Here is a 14,826-nt window from a genome sequence, read left to right as displayed (position 1 = left end):
GACGACACGGAATGACCCAGCTGGCCGCCCCACCCAGGATCGGGGTACCGGCCCACGAGCCGCTGGTGCACCTGCTGCGTGACGGCATGGTCGAGGGGGTGCACCACGGCTCGGTCGTGGTCCTCGCCCCGGACGGCTCGACGCTGTTCGCCGCGGGGGACCCGGACGTCGCGTTCTACCCCCGCTCGACGGCGAAGCCGCTGCAGGCGGCGGCGATGGCCCGGCTCGGGCTGCGGCCGGGGCCCGCCGGGTTCGCGATCGCCGCCGCGAGCCACTCCGGCGAGCAGGCCCACCTCGGCGCCGTGCGGGCGCTGCTCGGCCCGATCGGCGTCGACGCGCTGCGCAACCCCGCCGACCTGCCCTACGACCCCGAGGAGCGGGACGCCTGGCTCGCCGCGGGCCGGTCCGCGTCGCAGCTGGCGCAGAACTGCTCCGGCAAGCACGCCGCGATGCTGCGGACCTGTGTGCTGCGCGACTGGCCGACCGAGGGCTACCTGGACCCGCGGCACCCGTTGCAGACGGCGATCCGGGAGACCGTCGAGGACCTCACCGGCGCCGCGGTCGCCAGGACCGCCGTCGACGGCTGCGGCGCACCGCTGTTCGCCATCTCGCTGCGGGGGCTGGCCGGCGCGCTGGCCCGGCTCGTGACGGCCGGCCCGGAGACCCCGGACGGCCTGGTCGCGGCCGGGATGCGTCGGCACCCCGAGCTCGTCGGCGGGTCCCGGCGTCCGGTCACCGCGCTGATGCGTGCCGTGCCGGGGCTGCTCGCCAAGGACGGCTTCGAGGCCGTCACCGTCGCCGCGCTGCCCGACGGCACCTCGGTCGCCGTGAAGATCGCCGACGGCGGGCTGCGCGCGCTGCGCCCCGTCGTCACCGCCGCGCTGGCCCGGTGCGGCGTCCACCTTCCGTCGGGGCGGACCGACCTGCAGGTCACCGGTTCCCTGGCTGCCCGGGGTCGTGACGACGCCGGGCGGCATGCACAGGAGTAGTGCGGTCACCGAAATCGATTGCGGTCAGCGCAACCGGGGGCGCACGCTGGCGCGGTGAACAGACGGGACAGAACCGACGACATCATCGACATCATCCTTCCGCTCCCTCCGGCCGCCCCGCCGGACGCGGACGATCCGGCACGAGCAGGGCAGGAGGCCGTGCGCGAGGAGGTCGTCCGGCAGCGGGAGATCCTCCAGCGCTACCTCCGCGTCGCCGACGGCGGCGGTGAGCCTCCGCACGGGGACGTCCTGCTGAACGAGATCGATCGTGCGCGCACCGAGATGCGGGAGGCCGAGGACCGGATGCGGATGCTCATCGCCTACGGCCGCGAGTTCGTCACGCCACGGCCCTACCCGCTCAAGACGCTCGCGGCGGCGGCCGGGATGTCGATCTCCGGCACCCGCGGTGCGTACACCTCCGACGAGACCGTCGCCGTCGCGGAACGGATCGGGCGCCGCCCGGCCGGCGACGGTCACGACCCTGCGCCGCACCCTCCCGCGTGATCACGACGCGGACGTGGTCCCGGCGAGCACGTCGCGGCGGGGCCGTCCGCACCGCGGGATTGCCGATTCGCAAGATTTCTTGCAGTTCGGGTAGGCGGGCGCCGATGCTGCGGAGGTGAACCTCCTCCGAGCAGTCCTCCGCGGCAGGGGCGGTGGGCAGGGCCCACGACGTCATGGCGTGGTCGTCGCCCTCACCGTGCTGGTCCTCGCGGCCGGCTGCGGGACCGGCGGCGTCCCGGACACCGGCCCCCCACCGGTGCCTCCCGGTGCGACCGGGTTCGACGCCGCCACCCGGGACGACCCCGATTTCGACGGCACGTTCCGGCACGGGTTCGCCGACGTCGACGGGGTCCGGATGCACTACGTCGCCGGCGGGACCGGCCCGCCCGTGGTGCTCCTGCACGGATGGCCGCAGTCCTGGTACGCGTGGTGGCCGATCATGCCCACCCTCGCCGAGCACCACACCGTCTACGCGGTCGATCTGCCGGGACTGGGGGACAGCGAAGGTGTCCCCACCGGTTACGACAAGGCCACCCTCGCCCGGTACGTGCACGGACTGGTCGCGGGTCACCTGGGGTTGCGCGAGGTCCACGTCGTCGGGCACGACCTGGGTGCCGGGGTCGGGTTCCGGTACGCGGCCCAGTACCCGGACGAGGTCCTGCGCTACGCCCACCTCGACTACCCACTGCCGGGGCCCGCGCTCAGTGCCGCGAGGTACCGCACGTTCAGCTGGCACATCGCCTTCCACACCAAGCGGGTCGTGCCCGAGGCCGTCGTCGCCGACGACGTGCGCGAGTACCTGAGCCTGTTCTACGCCCAGGTCGCGCTCGACGGGGAGAGCTTCGGCGGCAGCCGCACGGCGCCGCCGTTCGACGAGCGGGAGATCGACGAGTTCACCCGGACCTACAGCCGGCCCCAGGTCCTGAGCGGCGGCTTCGAGCTCTACCGGGCGCTCGACCGGGACGAGCGCGACAACACCGCGGCCGCCCCCGTCCCGACGCCGACGATGCTGATGACCGCCCAGGGACTGCTGGAGTCGACGAGACCGTCCGTCGAGTCGCGCCTGCCGAACCTGGTCCGCGCGGTGGAGGTGCCCGGCAGCGGGCACTGGCTGCCCGAGGAGAACCCGGGGTTCGTCCTCGCCGAGCTGCTCGCCTTCCTGTCGTGACGGCCACCCGTCCGACCGCACACCGACACCTTCCGGAGGAACGACCGATGGACCCCATGCCGACCGCGTCCGATCCCGAGACCTTCTGGGACGAGCTGTACCGCCGCCACGCCGGGGCAGAGGCCCGCGCCAACCCCCTGCTCGCCGAGGTCGCCGGTCCGCTGGCACCGGGAACGGCGCTCGACCTCGGATGCGGCGCCGGGGGCGACACGATCTGGCTCGCCCGACGCGGCTGGCACGTCACGGCGGTGGACATCTCCGCCACCGCCGTCGACGGGCTCCGGCGCCGCGCCCGCGCCCACGGGCTCACCGAGCGGATCCGCGCCGAGCGCCACGACCTCGCGACGACGTTCCCGGACGGGACGTTCGACCTGGTCTCGGCCCAGTACCTGCACACCCCGTTCACCCTGGACCGCGACGCGGTGCTGCGGACCGCCGCCCACGCACTGCGGCCGGACGGGCTGCTCCTCGTCGTCGACCACGGGTCCGTCGCACCCTGGTCGTGGAACCAGGACCCCGGCACCCGCCACCCCGGCGCCGCGGAGATCGCCGCCGGGCTCGGTCTCGACCCCGACGGGTGGACCGTCGAGCGCGCCGACGAGCCCACGCGCCTCGCGAGCGGCCCCGACGGCCGCACCGCCACGGTCGTCGACACCGTCCTGGTCCTGCGCCGCGCCGGCGACGCCCGCACCCACCGGAGCTGACCGTGCCACGACACCACGACACCGCCCTCCCGCGCGACGCCGCGGACGAGAAGAGCGTCCTGGCCGGGTTCCTGGGACACCTCCGCGGCGCGGTCGCCGCCAAGGCCGACGGCGTCGGGGACCTCGCCGCCCGCGAGCCCGGCGTCCCCTCGGGGACCAGCCTGCTCGGCCTGCTCACGCACCTGACGCACGTCGAACGCCACTACTTCCTCGGCGAGGCCGTCCGCGACTGGCCCGCGACCTTCCGGCCGCGCGACGAGGACACCGCCGAGCAGGTCGTGGCCGCCTACCGGGAGGCCGTCGCCCGCGCCGACGCGGTCATCGACACCTGGTCCGACCTGGACCGGGCGGCGCCGGTGCCCGCGGGACGGAGGTCGGCCCCGTCGCGGCGCTGGCTGCTCGTGCACATGATCGAGGAGACCGGGCGCCACGCCGGGCACGCCGACATCCTCCGCGAACGCATCGACGGTCGTACTGGGCGCTGAGGCCCGTTGTGCACCTCGGACGGTCGGTCGTGACGGCGTGGTGCCGCCCGTCAGCGGACGGTCGCGGTGTGGTCCGTCGCGAGGATCGCGTGGGTGAGGCCGGGGAACCGCTCGTCGAGCATGGTGTGCCGGAGGGCGGGGAACCGGGCGGTGCCTTCGGTGCGGCACTCGGTGACTCCGGCGGTGAAGAGCTGCTTGAGGTGGTACGAGCAGGTCGACGAAGGCAGGCCCACCTGATCGGCGATCTGGCCGGTCATCCGGCGCTGCCCGTCGGCGATGAGTCGCACGATCTCCAGGCGCACCGGGTCGCCCAGGGCCCGCAGCACGGACGCGAGCTCGACGTCGTCGGCAGGTACGGGGCGCAGATCGCGCTCGATGGCGGCCACCTCGACATGCTAGCTTCTGCAGTGTTTCCAAGTTCTTGGAAGTATCGAAGAAGATTCGATCGGGTGGTCTGTGCGTCGCTGCCGGCCCCGTCGAGAGGTGGCGTCGCAGTGAAGGCGATCGGCATGTGCGAGTTCGGTGGGCCCGAGGTCCTGCAGCTCATGGACCTGCCCGAGCCGCACGCCGGCGCCGGGGAGGTGCGCATCCGCGTCCACGCCGCCGCGGTCAGTCCTACGGACGTCCTGCTGCGCACCGGTGGCCATGCCGTGCGCATGCCCGGTCGTCGACCGCCGTTCGTACCCGGGATGGACGTCGCCGGTGTGATCGACCAGGTCGGCCCGCAGCTCGACGGGCGGCTCTCTGTCGGGCAACGGGTCGTCGCGATGCCCCTGTTCACCGGTCCGCACGGCGGAGGCTACGCCGAACACGTCGTCGTCTCGGCCGAGTCGGTCGTGGCAGCGCCTGCGGGAGTCGACTTCGCGGCTGCCTCGACGCTGCTGATGAACGCGATGACCGCCCGCATCGCCCTCGACGCACTCGAATCGCAGCTGGGAGACTCCGTCGCCGTGACCGGCGCCGCCGGGGCAGTGGGGGGATACGCGGTCGAGCTGGCCAAGGCCGACGGCCTGGTCGTGATCGCGGACGCATCGAGCGTCGACACGGAACTCGTGCGCGGGTTCGGAGCCGATCACGTCGTGCAACGCGGCAGCGATGTCGCAGCCCGCATCCGCGAACTCGTTCCCGGTGGGGTCCCCGGTCTCGTGGACGGCTCCGTGCAGACCACCGAGATCACGCCCGCCCTCGCCGACGGCGGAACCCTCGTCGAGCTCCAGGGCTGGAGCGGGCCCGTCGAACGCGACATCACGGTCCGCCCGATCATGGTTGCGCCCGGGGGCATCACCGACACCGTCGGGCTCGACCGGCTCGCACGCCAGGCCGAGGACGGTGTCCTCTCACTGCGGGTGGCGGAGGTCCTGCCGGCGGCGCAGGCGCACCGTGCGCACCGCATGCTCGAGGCCGGTGGCATCCGCGGCCGGCTGGTCCTCGACTTCTCCTGAGGTCCTGACGGGGGTGTTCTGCCCCATCCGAATTCGCCACCCCTCGTCCGTCCGTGCCAGTACGAGGGTGAACACGGCTTCCATGGGGTCGTCGCTGAGGATTTCCCCGTTCGGAGTCATGGTGCGTTGGCGCGCGTGCACCACTGCGTGATCAGCACCGAGCAACGTCGCGTGCTCCGGGCTGTAGGTGACCTCGACCGCCTCCAGTGGGCCGCCCGCCGCGAAGACCTGGGATTGCGCTCGATGCAGGTCGCTGCGGCCCAGTACCACGGCCCCACCGAAGTTCACGAATGTGCAGTCTTCCGTGAACAGCGAGGCCATGGTGTCGGGATCGTTCGCATTGAAGGCAGTCTCGTAGCGGGACAGAAGGTCGAGAACCGCCTGAGGTGCAGATTCACGGTGGACTGCAGAGTCTGACCTCGGCATATCTGCCTCTCACGTCCTGGGTTCTGGTCGGACCGACCGTGACACCTCGACGCGACGTGAGGTCAACAGCCGCCGCCAGGTCGGCTGAAGCCGACGTCATGCGTTCCGCCGTCGGTAGCAGCGATCTCAGGGGCCTCGCAGCGGGGTTCTTCAGATGATGAAGAGGACGGCGGTCGCGATCGACGCCAAGCCGAAGAATGCCGCCGGGGCGACCTTCGCGGCGGGGTCACCGGCCCGGACGTGGGCGATGATCGCGCCGACCATCATGAGGGCGAATCCGATCGCCGCGGCGATGGCCAGCGGTTCCCAGAAGACGCCGATCGCGAGCGCCAGTGCGCCCACGACCTGCACCACGCCCACTAGCCGGAAGCTGTTCGGGGAGAACCGAGTTGGCGGCCCTGCTCGACCGACGACAGACGAGCGGTGGCCATCGGCAGGCCGGTGAACAGGAAGGTCACCGCGAGGATGACGGCGAAGGTCGTGTCCATGTGCGCCGTGGCCTCTCGCAGGATCGGTGCCGATCGCGGAGCCGACACCATGGGCAGCGTCCGGTGGGCAGAGGCCGTGTGCCGGTCACGCGCTCCACAGCCTAGAAGTCCCGGGTCGCCCCGACACTCTCTTTCCGGCCGCTCGCTGTGAGGCCCGACGTAGGGCGGCAGGTACAAGTCGTCCGCGGCCGGTCGGGCCGCGTTGCTCTCTGCCCACGAGGAGCTGAGGCGCCGACTGCACTGATGGCAGGCGCCCTGCACATGGACCAGTTGGCAGACGACCTAGTACGTGACACGATCTATTCATGGACTCACCGGGGCTGCCGACGGACTGGACGCGGGCCGTCCTGCCGATCGTGGTCCTCGCGGCGCTGGCTCGGGGTGAAGCCCACGGCTACGCCTTACGTCAGATCCTTCACGAGGAGGGTCTCGAGAACGTCACCGGGAGCACTCTTTACCCGCTTCTGGCGCGCCAGCAGGAACTCGGCAGATTGGGGTTCCGATGGGAGCACGACGGAAGCGGTCCTGCGCGGAAAGTGTTCTTCCTGACGGAGGAAGGGAGAGGCGCCCTAGGTCGACTCAAGGTCGAGTGGGGCCGGCTGGCCGCCGTCGTCGAGAATTCCCTTGCGTCTGATCCGACCGAGGTGGAGAAATGAGCTACTATCACGATCTTGCGTTTGAGCTGCGCATGCGCGGTCAGTCAGAGGAGCGGGTCGAAGAGATTTTGCGAGAAGTGGAGGACTTCGTTCGTAGCGCGGGAGGCGCCCCGGAGGGCGAGTTCGGCAGTGCTGCTGACTTCGCGACGCGTTACGCCAGGCGCAGGCGTGTGACTGCTGGCCACTGGATCTTCATGACCGCGATTTTTGCCGCCATTTTTCTGTATATTGCCAATTTGTTACTGTTTGACTCGGGTGGTCCAGCTGTTCGTCCATGGGTGATGGGGATCAGTCTGGTCGCCCTGGTGGCGGCAGCTACTGCTGTAGCCACGATGGTGAACCGTCGGCTTCCTCGATCGTTCCATCGGTCCGGACGGAACCATCGTGACTGAGGTCCGGAGCCTCTCGCAGCTCCAGGAACCGGGTGAGGTGCGCCCTGCCCCGGGGGCGGCTGGGGCGACGAGGACCGCCAGCGGGACCGGCGGCAGCTCGAGAATCGTGTTCCCTGTGACGGGCGGACGATGCTGGCGCCACCAGGGCTGACCGAGCACCGGAAGGCTGACTTCACGGCGTTCGGGTTGGACTGCGGGATCGATGGTCCGCAGGACGCCGCGCTCGGACGGGCGGTGGGCTGAGAAACGCCGGGGCGTGTTCGGGAGAACACCGGCGGCGGCTCATCCGGGTCCGGTCACGCCCGGATGCAACGACGGGACATGCGCGGCGGGCGCGTGCCTGCGTCCCCGCCTACCTCCCGTCCGTCTCGTGAACGGGCTCGTGGAACGTGCGTCGGTAGGCGTGCGGAGTGGTGCCGACGTGACGCCCGAAGTGTCTGCGCAGGCCTGCGGCCGTCGCGAACCCGCAATGAGCGGCGACGGCCTCCACGGGCAGATCGGTGGTCTCCAGCAGTTCGCGGGCCCGCCGGACCCGCTCCGCGGCCAGCCACTGGAGCGGCGTCGAACCGACGGCTGCGCGGAAGTGGCGGGCGAAGCTGCGGGGGCTCTGTCCCGCTGCCCGAGCCCAGGTGGCCACGTCGATCGGCTCGGCGATCCGCCCGCGAGCCCAGTCGAGGCTCGCGGAGAACCCGGATGAGGTGGGAGAGGGCACCGGCGCCGGCACGTACTGAGGTGTTCTCAGTAGCGGGTTGATCATGTCGTGCGGTCGTACTCGGTGTGGAGTAGTACGAGCGCAGCTGCGGTGATCGCGCCGGTGCGCCAGGGACATAGCGTGACTCGCCGCAACGCGGCGAAGGTGGTCTTGAGCAGGGCGTTTCCGCGTTCGGCCAGAGCACGAAGGGCTGAGTGCAGGGTGTTGACGGTGCGCTGGTTGACCGTCTGCCCGCGGCCGGGGGCGAGTTTGATGGGCACGGTGAGCCGGTCGGCTTCGCCTTCGTAGCCGAGGTCGCCCAGCGCGGCGTGGGTGTCGTCGGTGAACGCGGCCAGGCCCTCGAGCAGCCCGGGGTGGGTACGGGCGCAGCGGGTGTCGTGCTCGCGGCCCGGCCGCACGTCGCTGGTCCATAGCGGCCATCCATCAGGTGCGGTGAGGACCTGGATGTTCCCGCCGTGGCGGCGGTGCTTGCCCGACCACCACAGGTCGACCCCGGGGGTGAGGCCGAGCGCGCGGCACCGGTCGGTGGCGATCAGGGTGCCGTCGAGATTCACGTGGGTGTGCCCGGCTGTGCGGGCGGCGAGCAGGGCTCCGTGCAGGCCGGGTGCGGCCGCGGCGAGGACGTCGATGCCTTCGTGCAGGTAACGGTAGGCCGTTGCAGTGCTGATCGCGTTGTCACCGGCCGAACATCGGACCCGGGTAGCATCACAGAACCAGCGGATCACCAGCACTGCCTGGGCGAACGGGGTCAACGCCCGCCGCCGGGTGCCACGTCGACGGCGTTGAAGGACCAGGAGCCGCGCCAGATAGGCCACGGTGCGCTCCCCGATCGGGAGGACAGCGGTGTAGGTGACAGGATCAGACATGCAGGACCTCGGTGACGGTGTCGATCTGTGCTGGACCGAACCGATCTACCGGGGTCCTGCCCCGTTCCCGCTCATCTCACCACCCTCGGCGTGTCGCCACGACCTGCCACCCCGCTACTGAGAACACCTCACTGTGCCTGCCCGCCGTCGCGGTGTGGCGGGACGAGGCAGTACCGGGCGACGACGTTCGCGACCCGGCTTCCGTGGTCACGTCGTACGAGGTGCAGGCACAGGTCGAGACCGGCGGCGACACCGGCCGAGGTCAGCACGTCGCCGTCGTCGACGTAGAGCACGGTGCGCTGCACGTTCACCGACGGGTGTCGCCGTGCGAGTTCGTCGACATCGGCCCAGTGCGTGATCGCCGGCCGGCCGTCCAGGAGGCCGGCGGCGGCCAGGACGAACGCCCCTGTGCAGACCGAGGCGATGCGGGCACCGCGGTCGTGCGCCCGACGCAGTGCGTCGAGCAGCGCCGGCGGGAAGTCGAACCGCTTCTCGGCCGTGGGCGGTACGAGCACGGTGTCGGCCTCGTCGAGTGCGTCGAGACCCGGCATGTCCCCGTCGAGGCGCCCGAAGGGGCGCAGACGGAACGGGCCGGGCTCGCCCGCGCAGACCCGCACGTCGTACCACTGCTCGGGTGGCACTCCGATCGGCGCCGGCCGCTCCATGCCGAAGACCTGGGCGCCCGTCGAGAGCTCGAACATCGGGGTGCCGTCCAGCGCGGGGATGACCACGACGTGCATGGCAGTAATGTATCGATAAGTGTCGTTCCTGCCACTCGATCTTCGGTCGGGATGCGCGGCAGGCTGGTGGCTCCTCCCCGGTGTCGGCGACTCCTCCGGCCGCACCGGCCGCCACGATCCAGCAGAGGGAGACGATGAGCCGAGAAGTCGATCTCGTCCACGGCATCAGGGAAGTAGAGCCGGGGGTGCAGCTCCACTACGTGCAGACCGGTGGAGGGGAGCGCACGGTCGTGCTGCTGCACGGCTATCCGGAGACGTGGTGGCAATGGCGACACACGATGCCGCTGCTCGCCGCGGCGGGGTTTCGGGTCGTCGCGGTGGACTACCGCGGAGCGGGGCACTCGTCGAAGCCTGCGACCGGTTACGACAAGCGCACCATGGCGGGTGACGTCCGGCGACTCCTCGTCGACCATCTCGGCATCACGGAACCGGTCGTGCTGGTGGGCCACGACATCGGCATGAAGGTGGCGTTCGCCTATGCGAGTCTCTTCGCCGACGGTGTGGCGAAGCTGGTCCTCGTCGATGCGATCATCCCCGGTACGGACCATTTCCGGGCGCTGCTCACCACCGGCAGGCTGAGCAACTCCAACCTGGCGCACTTCTTCTTCCACAATGCGCGGAACGGCATGGCGGAGACGTTGACGGCGGGGCGAGAGCGGGTCTACATCCAGGACTTCTTCGACCGCATCGCTTTCAACGCCGGCGCGTTCCCGCCGGAGGTGGTCGACGTCTATGCCAAGGCCTATGCCGCCCCGGGCGCGATGCGGGCCGGGTTCGAGCTGTACCGTGCCTTCGACCAGGACGGGTACGACAATTCCGAGCTGCTGTCCACGGGCGGCAGACTTCGCATGCCGCTGCTCTACGTGGCCGGCGCCGAGAGCTTCTTCAGAACCATCGCGAAAGACGTCGTGACCGACATTGCCGAGAACGGTTCTCTCGCCGTGGTCGCTGCCAGCGGCCACTACCCGGCCGAGGAGAACCCGGAGGAGTTCGTCGAGGCTGTGCTGTCGTTCTGCCGGGAGTCGAGCTAGCGTCGGGTCAACACCTGCAAGAACCTGCACGTCGCTGGCCAGCGGGGCCTCGTTCGCCGCGTTCTGCGGCGTCATCCCCACCGAGGCATCGTGCGGCCGCAGCCATCGACACCGGCTCAGCCGCAGCGGTGACCCGCAGGTGAACTCGGCGCTCTACACGATCACGATCGCCTGCCTTCGAGGGAACCGACAGACCCAGGACTGTGTGCGGCGGCGGGGCAGCGAGGGCTACACGCGCCGTGAAGCCATCCGCTGCCTCGAGCGCCACGTCAGCCGACACCTCTGTTGACTCACAACAGGCCCCGGCCATCAGACCTCGACACAGCGCCGAGCCGCTAGACCAGACCGGTGAGGCGTTCGATCTCGACGGGCCGAAGCTCGATCGCAGCGCCCGCGAGGTTGTTCTCGAGGTGTGAGACTTTAGAGGTTCCCGGGATCGGCAGGATGGTCGGTGAGCGGGCGAGCAGCCACGCGATCGCGACCTGAGAACCCGACACGCCATGCGCCGCGGCGATCTCGGCCAGCGGCCCCGAGTCGGCGGGTAGACCTCCCTGAGCCAATGGCGCCCACGGGATGAAGCCGATCCCTTCGCGGGTGCAGTACTCCATCACGTCGGCCGAGCCGCGGTCGATGAGGTTGTAGCGGTTCTGCACCGTCGCGATCCGGGCGATCGCGCGGGCCTCCTCAAGCTGCTCGACACCGACCTGGGAGAGCCCGATCTCGACGATCTTGCCTTCGTCCTGGAGCGCCTTGAGTTCGCCGACCTGGTCGGCCAGGGGCACCTGCGGGTCGACGCGGTGCAGTTGGAGCAGGTCGATGTGGTCGAGCCCGAGGCGACGCAGACTCAGCAGTACCTGCTGACGCAGGTATTCCGGGCGACCGACCGGCGGCCAGGCCTGTGGGCCCAGCCGCATCGCTCCCTGCGCTGTGTCGACGACATCGGGTCCGTTGCGTGTGAGCCCGACCTTGGTCGCGATGACGACGTCGTCCGGGTAGGGGTACAGGGCCTCGCGGATGATGGCCTCGCTGACGTGCGGGCCGTAGGAGTCGGCAGTGTCGACGAGCTGGACGCCCAGCTCGATGGCACGTCGGACGGTTCGGATGCATTCGGCGCGGTCGTCGGGTTCGCCCCAGATGCCGCGGCCCGTGAGGCGCATACCGCCGAAGCCCAGTCGGGCGACGTCCTTGTCTGCGAGGCGGAAGGTGCCGGCGGCACACACTGTCGATGTCATGAAGTCTTCTTCGAGGAGAGGTCGGAGGAACCGGTGGAGGCATCGAGGTGCGCGGCGAGTCCGCGCAGACCTCGATGGAGGATGCCCTGACGCAGGCTCTCGATCAGGTCAGTGGCGTCGTCGGGGTGGGCGTTGACGACGATCGACCAGCCGATGAAGGTCGCGCCGATGCTGGTTACCGGGCGCAGCTCGAGGCGTCCCCGGTAGTGCTGCACCGGGTAGGGCGAGGTGACGATCTCGTAAACCAGGGACCGGTCGGAGTCGTCGAGGGCTGCCAACGATTCCACCACCGTCGCTCCGTCGGCCATGGTCAGCACCCGCACGGCGCGGCCCGCGGCGGGGGCGCCCATCGCACTGGCCGCGACCGCCGGCTGCCAGAGGGCGAGCCCGTGGAAGTCTCGGACGACAGCCCAGACACGGTCGACGTCGTGGTCGAGCATTGCGCTCGCGTAGAGCTCGGTCATCGTCCGGTGTCCGTCGTGTGCTCGTCGAGCCAGCGCAGGACCGGCTGTAGTGCCTCGTCGGAGTTGGTCTCGTAGATCAGGCCGTGCCCGTTGCCGAAGATTCCGTGGTCGGGCAGATGGACGTGGTCGACGGCCGCACCCGCGTGGCGCAGGAACGCGACGATGTCAGGGCCCGCGGCGGCGAACGGTGACGTCTCACCGGTGACGATCGCCACCGGGACCTCGCGCAATCCCGGGATCCGCAGTGCACTCGGATCGGCGGCACGCACCTCGTCCGGCGATGCGAGCGGCGGGTCGTAGGTCACCGGGGCTGCGGTCAGGCCCCAGTCCAGCGTGCCGATCCCCGGCGCCGAGGCGAATGCCGGACCCATCGGTTCGATCGAGACGATGGCGCGAACGAGGTCGTGGCGTCGGTCGGCGAGCAGCCACCCGTCGGGACCGGAGGCGGAGTGCGTCATCACCACTGCCGGCCCGACCCGATCGAGCAACGTGGTGAGCCGATCGACGTCCATCTCCTGGGAGTCGGCGAGGGCTGCGGGCAGGGGGTTGAACGGGGCGATGAACGCGTCGAGCCCGGCCTCGTCATCGCGGGCGATCGGCCAGCGGGTCTGGCGGTCGGCGGCGGAGTCGGGAAAGAAGACCGCGCGGCCCTCCTCATAGGGGAACGCCGGCCCCATCGTGCCCACCACCGACGGATGGAATGGTGAGCGTCCCTGCGCGGGCCGGTCGACGAGCAAGACGGGCCAGCCCGCCTCGACGAGGCGCTGGGCCCACCCGGGTCGTCCGTCGGGGGTGTCCATCCACTCGGTGCTCTGCATGACCCCGCCGTGCACGAGCACGATCGGACAGGGCTTCGTGATGTGCTCGGGCGCTTCCCAAGCGACGAACATCGGGCCGCGCTGGTAGGTGTGCCCGCGCTGGATCACTCGCTCGCCGGGGACCCAGAACTCGCCGCGGCGCGACGCGCGGACGGTCCTACCGTCCCAGGGCAGCTGGGATCGGACGTCTCTACGTGTGGTCATGTCGTCTCACCGTCCTATCGGGGATGTGGGACGACGCTAAGGAGCGTTCCGAGCGGTCGGGTAGTATTCCTGCACCCACCCGGAGGCCGCGGCACGGACACCGGTGGCGGCGATCGGGCACGTCCGGCGATCCAGGTCAGGTGGAGCCGTCTGCAGGGAGCCGGCTGAGGGCCTCCAGGCCCGCCACGGTGTCCTCGTTGGTGGCGCTGTAGGTCGCGAGGTGCAGTCCGCGTGCGCTGGAGATCGCGAGCGACTCGTAGTGCAGAGACAGCATGCCGGCCTCGCGGTGCTGCAGCACCTTGTCCACGCTCACCTTCTCCGCGACCTCGTAGCGTTCCCAGAGTCGGGCGAACTTCGCACTGCGCTGCTGCATTTCGCGCACCCGACTCGTGACGTGCTGGTCGTGTGGGAAGGGCGCCGACGCGACGCGCAGGTGGCTGACCGCGCCGCGTGCGGCCGCGTCCGGATCGCGGTAGAAGGTGGCGGCGGCCGGATCGAGAAAGATCATCCGGAGCAGGTTGTCGAATCGCTCGAAGCCGGAGTAGAGGGCCAGCGCAAGGTCGTTGGCCACGAGGACGTCGAGGGCCGGGTCGAGCACGAAGGCCGGAACGGCGGAGAGGGAGTCGAGCAGGCGCCGTACGCCCTCGGACACTTCCGTGGCTGGCTGCGCGTGGCCGGGTCGGGGGAGCCCGAGCTGGTAGAGGTGGGCGGCGGCGATGTGGTCGAGGTCGAGGGCCGAGGCGAGCGCCTCGAGCACCTGCTCCGACGGGTGGACCTCGCGCCCCTGCTCCAACCGTATGTAGTAGTCAGTGCTGATTCCCGCAAGCAGGGAGACCTCGTCGCGCCGCAGGCCCGTTACACGCCGGTCCGGACCGCGTATCAATCCCGCCTGCTCGGGAGTAACGAGGCTGCGACGCGCCCGAAGGAACTCAGCGAGGCCCCCGTTGGTGGCGGTCACGGTACTAGATTAGCTCTTGCATCGTCGTCGCCGTCTCAACAGCACCGGAACCGGTATCAGGCGCTGACCGAGCATCTGCGCGCTCACATCGCAGCGGTCGGGGGCGACAGCGTGAGTCGACTGTTCCGGGGCGAGCGCGCGGACGAGCTGCCGAAGCTCAGCCACCTGCGCACCTGGCGCAGCGCCCGGCGGCGCTGTTGAACGTCTACGCAAGGACGATCGACGGCCAGCAGGACGCCGCGCGTCGGCGCATCGACGCTGCGTTGGGCAGGGCGGCGGGCTGAGCAGACTTCGGGGCGCATTCGGGGAGAACACCCGCAACGAGCCATCCACGGCCGGTGACGGCCGGACACAACGAACGAGGCCCCTCACCCTGTTACAGCAGGTGAGGGGCCTTGTTCGCTGTCAAGCTTTGACGTGCCCCCGGCAGGATTCGAACCTGCGCTCCCGCCTCCGGAGGGCGGTGCTCTATCCCCTGAGCTACGGGGGCCGTGCGATGGGAGAACAGTAGCGCACGGTGCCCGGGTCCCCGGCACGGGGGCCCGGG

At 70.4% G+C, this 14,826-nt stretch carries 20 protein-coding genes and 1 tRNA gene; 9 read left to right on the top strand and 12 right to left on the bottom strand.

Annotated elements, in window-relative coordinates; all coding sequences use genetic code 11:
* The first annotated feature begins 11 nt into the window (after positions 1-11).
* From Ae505Ps2_RS01580 to Ae505Ps2_RS01560, 5 genes are all read left to right on the top strand, one after another.
* A complete protein-coding gene (locus Ae505Ps2_RS01580) occupies positions 12-989 on the top strand; it encodes an asparaginase (protein WP_075553354.1) in 978 nt (325 codons plus the stop codon).
* 54 nt (positions 990-1,043) lie between these two features.
* Entirely contained in the window at positions 1,044-1,493 is a 450-nt protein-coding gene (locus Ae505Ps2_RS01575; protein ID WP_063718833.1) for a hypothetical protein, read from the top strand.
* A 178-nt stretch (positions 1,494-1,671) separates the two neighbouring features.
* The gene (locus Ae505Ps2_RS01570) at positions 1,672-2,661 is read left to right on the top strand and encodes an alpha/beta hydrolase (RefSeq protein WP_249265204.1); all 990 of its coding nucleotides are present in this window, start codon (positions 1,672-1,674) and stop codon (positions 2,659-2,661) included.
* A 56-nt stretch (positions 2,662-2,717) separates the two neighbouring features.
* A complete protein-coding gene (locus Ae505Ps2_RS01565; protein WP_075312851.1) occupies positions 2,718-3,365 on the top strand; it encodes a class I SAM-dependent methyltransferase in 648 nt (215 codons plus the stop codon).
* Positions 3,366-3,367: 2 nt separating this feature from the next.
* Positions 3,368-3,850, top strand: coding sequence for a DinB family protein (locus Ae505Ps2_RS01560; protein ID WP_020628004.1), 483 nt, complete (start codon positions 3,368-3,370; stop codon positions 3,848-3,850).
* Positions 3,851-3,900: 50 nt separating this feature from the next.
* Here the strand turns inward: Ae505Ps2_RS01560 and Ae505Ps2_RS01555 are convergent, their stop codons facing one another.
* The gene (locus Ae505Ps2_RS01555) at positions 3,901-4,236 is read right to left on the bottom strand and encodes a metalloregulator ArsR/SmtB family transcription factor (RefSeq protein WP_233147649.1); all 336 of its coding nucleotides are present in this window, start codon (positions 4,234-4,236) and stop codon (positions 3,901-3,903) included.
* Positions 4,237-4,344: 108 nt separating this feature from the next.
* Between Ae505Ps2_RS01555 and Ae505Ps2_RS01550 the strand changes: the two genes are divergently transcribed.
* On the top strand, positions 4,345-5,292 hold the full coding sequence (locus Ae505Ps2_RS01550) for an NADP-dependent oxidoreductase (protein WP_075310448.1): 948 nt from the start codon (positions 4,345-4,347) through the stop codon (positions 5,290-5,292).
* Here the strand turns inward: Ae505Ps2_RS01550 and Ae505Ps2_RS01545 are convergent.
* The 3 genes from Ae505Ps2_RS01545 to Ae505Ps2_RS33935 all read right to left on the bottom strand — a co-directional run bounded on the left by Ae505Ps2_RS01545 (position 5,188) and on the right by Ae505Ps2_RS33935 (position 6,206).
* A complete protein-coding gene (locus Ae505Ps2_RS01545) occupies positions 5,188-5,718 on the bottom strand; it encodes an SgcJ/EcaC family oxidoreductase (protein WP_075310450.1) in 531 nt (176 codons plus the stop codon). The two genes, Ae505Ps2_RS01550 and Ae505Ps2_RS01545, sit on opposite strands and share 105 nt — an antisense overlap.
* A gap of 150 nt (positions 5,719-5,868) precedes the next feature.
* Complete coding sequence (locus Ae505Ps2_RS31720) at positions 5,869-6,078, bottom strand: DoxX family protein (protein ID WP_158071533.1); 210 nt, start codon at positions 6,076-6,078, stop codon at positions 5,869-5,871.
* Positions 6,078-6,206 carry a hypothetical protein gene (locus Ae505Ps2_RS33935; protein WP_020621644.1) on the bottom strand — a complete coding sequence of 43 codons (129 nt, stop codon included), beginning with the start codon at positions 6,204-6,206 and terminating at the stop codon, positions 6,078-6,080. Before Ae505Ps2_RS33935 ends, Ae505Ps2_RS31720 begins: the two co-directional genes overlap by 1 nt.
* Positions 6,207-6,511: 305 nt before the next feature.
* Between Ae505Ps2_RS33935 and Ae505Ps2_RS01535 the strand changes: the two genes are divergently transcribed.
* On the top strand, positions 6,512-6,862 hold the full coding sequence (locus Ae505Ps2_RS01535; protein WP_075310452.1) for a PadR family transcriptional regulator: 351 nt from the start codon (positions 6,512-6,514) through the stop codon (positions 6,860-6,862).
* Entirely contained in the window at positions 6,859-7,254 is a 396-nt protein-coding gene (locus Ae505Ps2_RS30795) for a hypothetical protein (protein ID WP_139320113.1), read from the top strand. Before Ae505Ps2_RS01535 ends, Ae505Ps2_RS30795 begins: the two co-directional genes overlap by 4 nt.
* Positions 7,255-7,606: 352 nt before the next feature.
* Here Ae505Ps2_RS30795 and Ae505Ps2_RS01530 read toward each other — a convergent pair whose 3' ends face one another.
* The 3 genes from Ae505Ps2_RS01530 to Ae505Ps2_RS01520 form a co-directional block, all read right to left on the bottom strand.
* A complete protein-coding gene (locus Ae505Ps2_RS01530; RefSeq protein ID WP_249265203.1) occupies positions 7,607-8,011 on the bottom strand; it encodes a helix-turn-helix domain-containing protein in 405 nt (134 codons plus the stop codon).
* The gene (locus Ae505Ps2_RS01525) at positions 8,008-8,832 is read right to left on the bottom strand and encodes a transposase family protein (protein WP_075553319.1); all 825 of its coding nucleotides are present in this window, start codon (positions 8,830-8,832) and stop codon (positions 8,008-8,010) included. Before Ae505Ps2_RS01525 ends, Ae505Ps2_RS01530 begins: the two co-directional genes overlap by 4 nt.
* Positions 8,833-8,960: 128 nt before the next feature.
* On the bottom strand, positions 8,961-9,572 hold the full coding sequence (locus Ae505Ps2_RS01520; protein ID WP_075553352.1) for a DJ-1/PfpI family protein: 612 nt from the start codon (positions 9,570-9,572) through the stop codon (positions 8,961-8,963).
* Positions 9,573-9,706: 134 nt separating this feature from the next.
* On the opposite strand from Ae505Ps2_RS01520, the gene Ae505Ps2_RS01515 reads away from it, so the two are divergent.
* Positions 9,707-10,603, top strand: coding sequence for an alpha/beta hydrolase (locus Ae505Ps2_RS01515; protein WP_075312864.1), 897 nt, complete (start codon positions 9,707-9,709; stop codon positions 10,601-10,603).
* Between the two features lie 335 nt (positions 10,604-10,938).
* Here Ae505Ps2_RS01515 and Ae505Ps2_RS01505 read toward each other — a convergent pair whose 3' ends face one another.
* The 5 genes from Ae505Ps2_RS01505 to Ae505Ps2_RS01485 all read right to left on the bottom strand — a co-directional run bounded on the left by Ae505Ps2_RS01505 (position 10,939) and on the right by Ae505Ps2_RS01485 (position 14,769).
* Positions 10,939-11,835, bottom strand: coding sequence for an aldo/keto reductase (locus Ae505Ps2_RS01505; protein ID WP_075333833.1), 897 nt, complete (start codon positions 11,833-11,835; stop codon positions 10,939-10,941).
* Entirely contained in the window at positions 11,832-12,299 is a 468-nt protein-coding gene (locus Ae505Ps2_RS01500; protein ID WP_075310462.1) for an SRPBCC family protein, read from the bottom strand. Before Ae505Ps2_RS01500 ends, Ae505Ps2_RS01505 begins: the two co-directional genes overlap by 4 nt.
* Entirely contained in the window at positions 12,296-13,321 is a 1,026-nt protein-coding gene (locus Ae505Ps2_RS01495; protein ID WP_233147647.1) for a lysophospholipase, read from the bottom strand. Before Ae505Ps2_RS01495 ends, Ae505Ps2_RS01500 begins: the two co-directional genes overlap by 4 nt.
* A gap of 136 nt (positions 13,322-13,457) precedes the next feature.
* The gene (locus Ae505Ps2_RS01490; protein WP_075310464.1) at positions 13,458-14,279 is read right to left on the bottom strand and encodes a helix-turn-helix transcriptional regulator; all 822 of its coding nucleotides are present in this window, start codon (positions 14,277-14,279) and stop codon (positions 13,458-13,460) included.
* 418 nt (positions 14,280-14,697) lie between these two features.
* Positions 14,698-14,769, bottom strand: a tRNA-Arg gene (locus Ae505Ps2_RS01485).
* Positions 14,770-14,826: the final 57 nt, after the last annotated feature.

Source organism: Pseudonocardia sp. Ae505_Ps2 (genome assembly GCF_001932425.1).
Lineage (GTDB): Bacteria > Actinomycetota > Actinomycetes > Mycobacteriales > Pseudonocardiaceae > Pseudonocardia.
This window is presented reverse-complemented; position numbering and strand designations above follow the sequence as displayed.

Bases quoted from the DNA above. Each gene is read 5' to 3' on its own strand.
- Ae505Ps2_RS30795 (WP_139320113.1), top strand. From the start codon at position 6,859: ATGAGCTACTATCACGATCTTGCGTTTGAGCTGCGCATGCGCGGTCAG.
- Ae505Ps2_RS01530 (WP_249265203.1), bottom strand. From the start codon at position 8,011: ATGATCAACCCGCTACTGAGAACACCTCAGTACGTGCCGGCGCCGGTG.
- Ae505Ps2_RS01500 (WP_075310462.1), bottom strand. From the start codon at position 12,299: ATGACCGAGCTCTACGCGAGCGCAATGCTCGACCACGACGTCGACCGT.
- Ae505Ps2_RS01565 (WP_075312851.1), top strand. From the start codon at position 2,718: ATGCCGACCGCGTCCGATCCCGAGACCTTCTGGGACGAGCTGTACCGC.
- Ae505Ps2_RS33935 (WP_020621644.1), bottom strand. From the start codon at position 6,206: ATGGACACGACCTTCGCCGTCATCCTCGCGGTGACCTTCCTGTTCACC.
- Ae505Ps2_RS01545 (WP_075310450.1), bottom strand. From the start codon at position 5,718: ATGCCGAGGTCAGACTCTGCAGTCCACCGTGAATCTGCACCTCAGGCG.
- Ae505Ps2_RS01520 (WP_075553352.1), bottom strand. From the start codon at position 9,572: ATGCACGTCGTGGTCATCCCCGCGCTGGACGGCACCCCGATGTTCGAG.
- Ae505Ps2_RS01580 (WP_075553354.1), top strand. From the start codon at position 12: ATGACCCAGCTGGCCGCCCCACCCAGGATCGGGGTACCGGCCCACGAG.
- Ae505Ps2_RS01505 (WP_075333833.1), bottom strand. From the start codon at position 11,835: ATGACATCGACAGTGTGTGCCGCCGGCACCTTCCGCCTCGCAGACAAG.
- Ae505Ps2_RS01535 (WP_075310452.1), top strand. From the start codon at position 6,512: ATGGACTCACCGGGGCTGCCGACGGACTGGACGCGGGCCGTCCTGCCG.
- Ae505Ps2_RS01525 (WP_075553319.1), bottom strand. From the start codon at position 8,832: ATGTCTGATCCTGTCACCTACACCGCTGTCCTCCCGATCGGGGAGCGC.
- Ae505Ps2_RS01495 (WP_233147647.1), bottom strand. From the start codon at position 13,321: ATGACCACACGTAGAGACGTCCGATCCCAGCTGCCCTGGGACGGTAGG.
- Ae505Ps2_RS01515 (WP_075312864.1), top strand. From the start codon at position 9,707: ATGAGCCGAGAAGTCGATCTCGTCCACGGCATCAGGGAAGTAGAGCCG.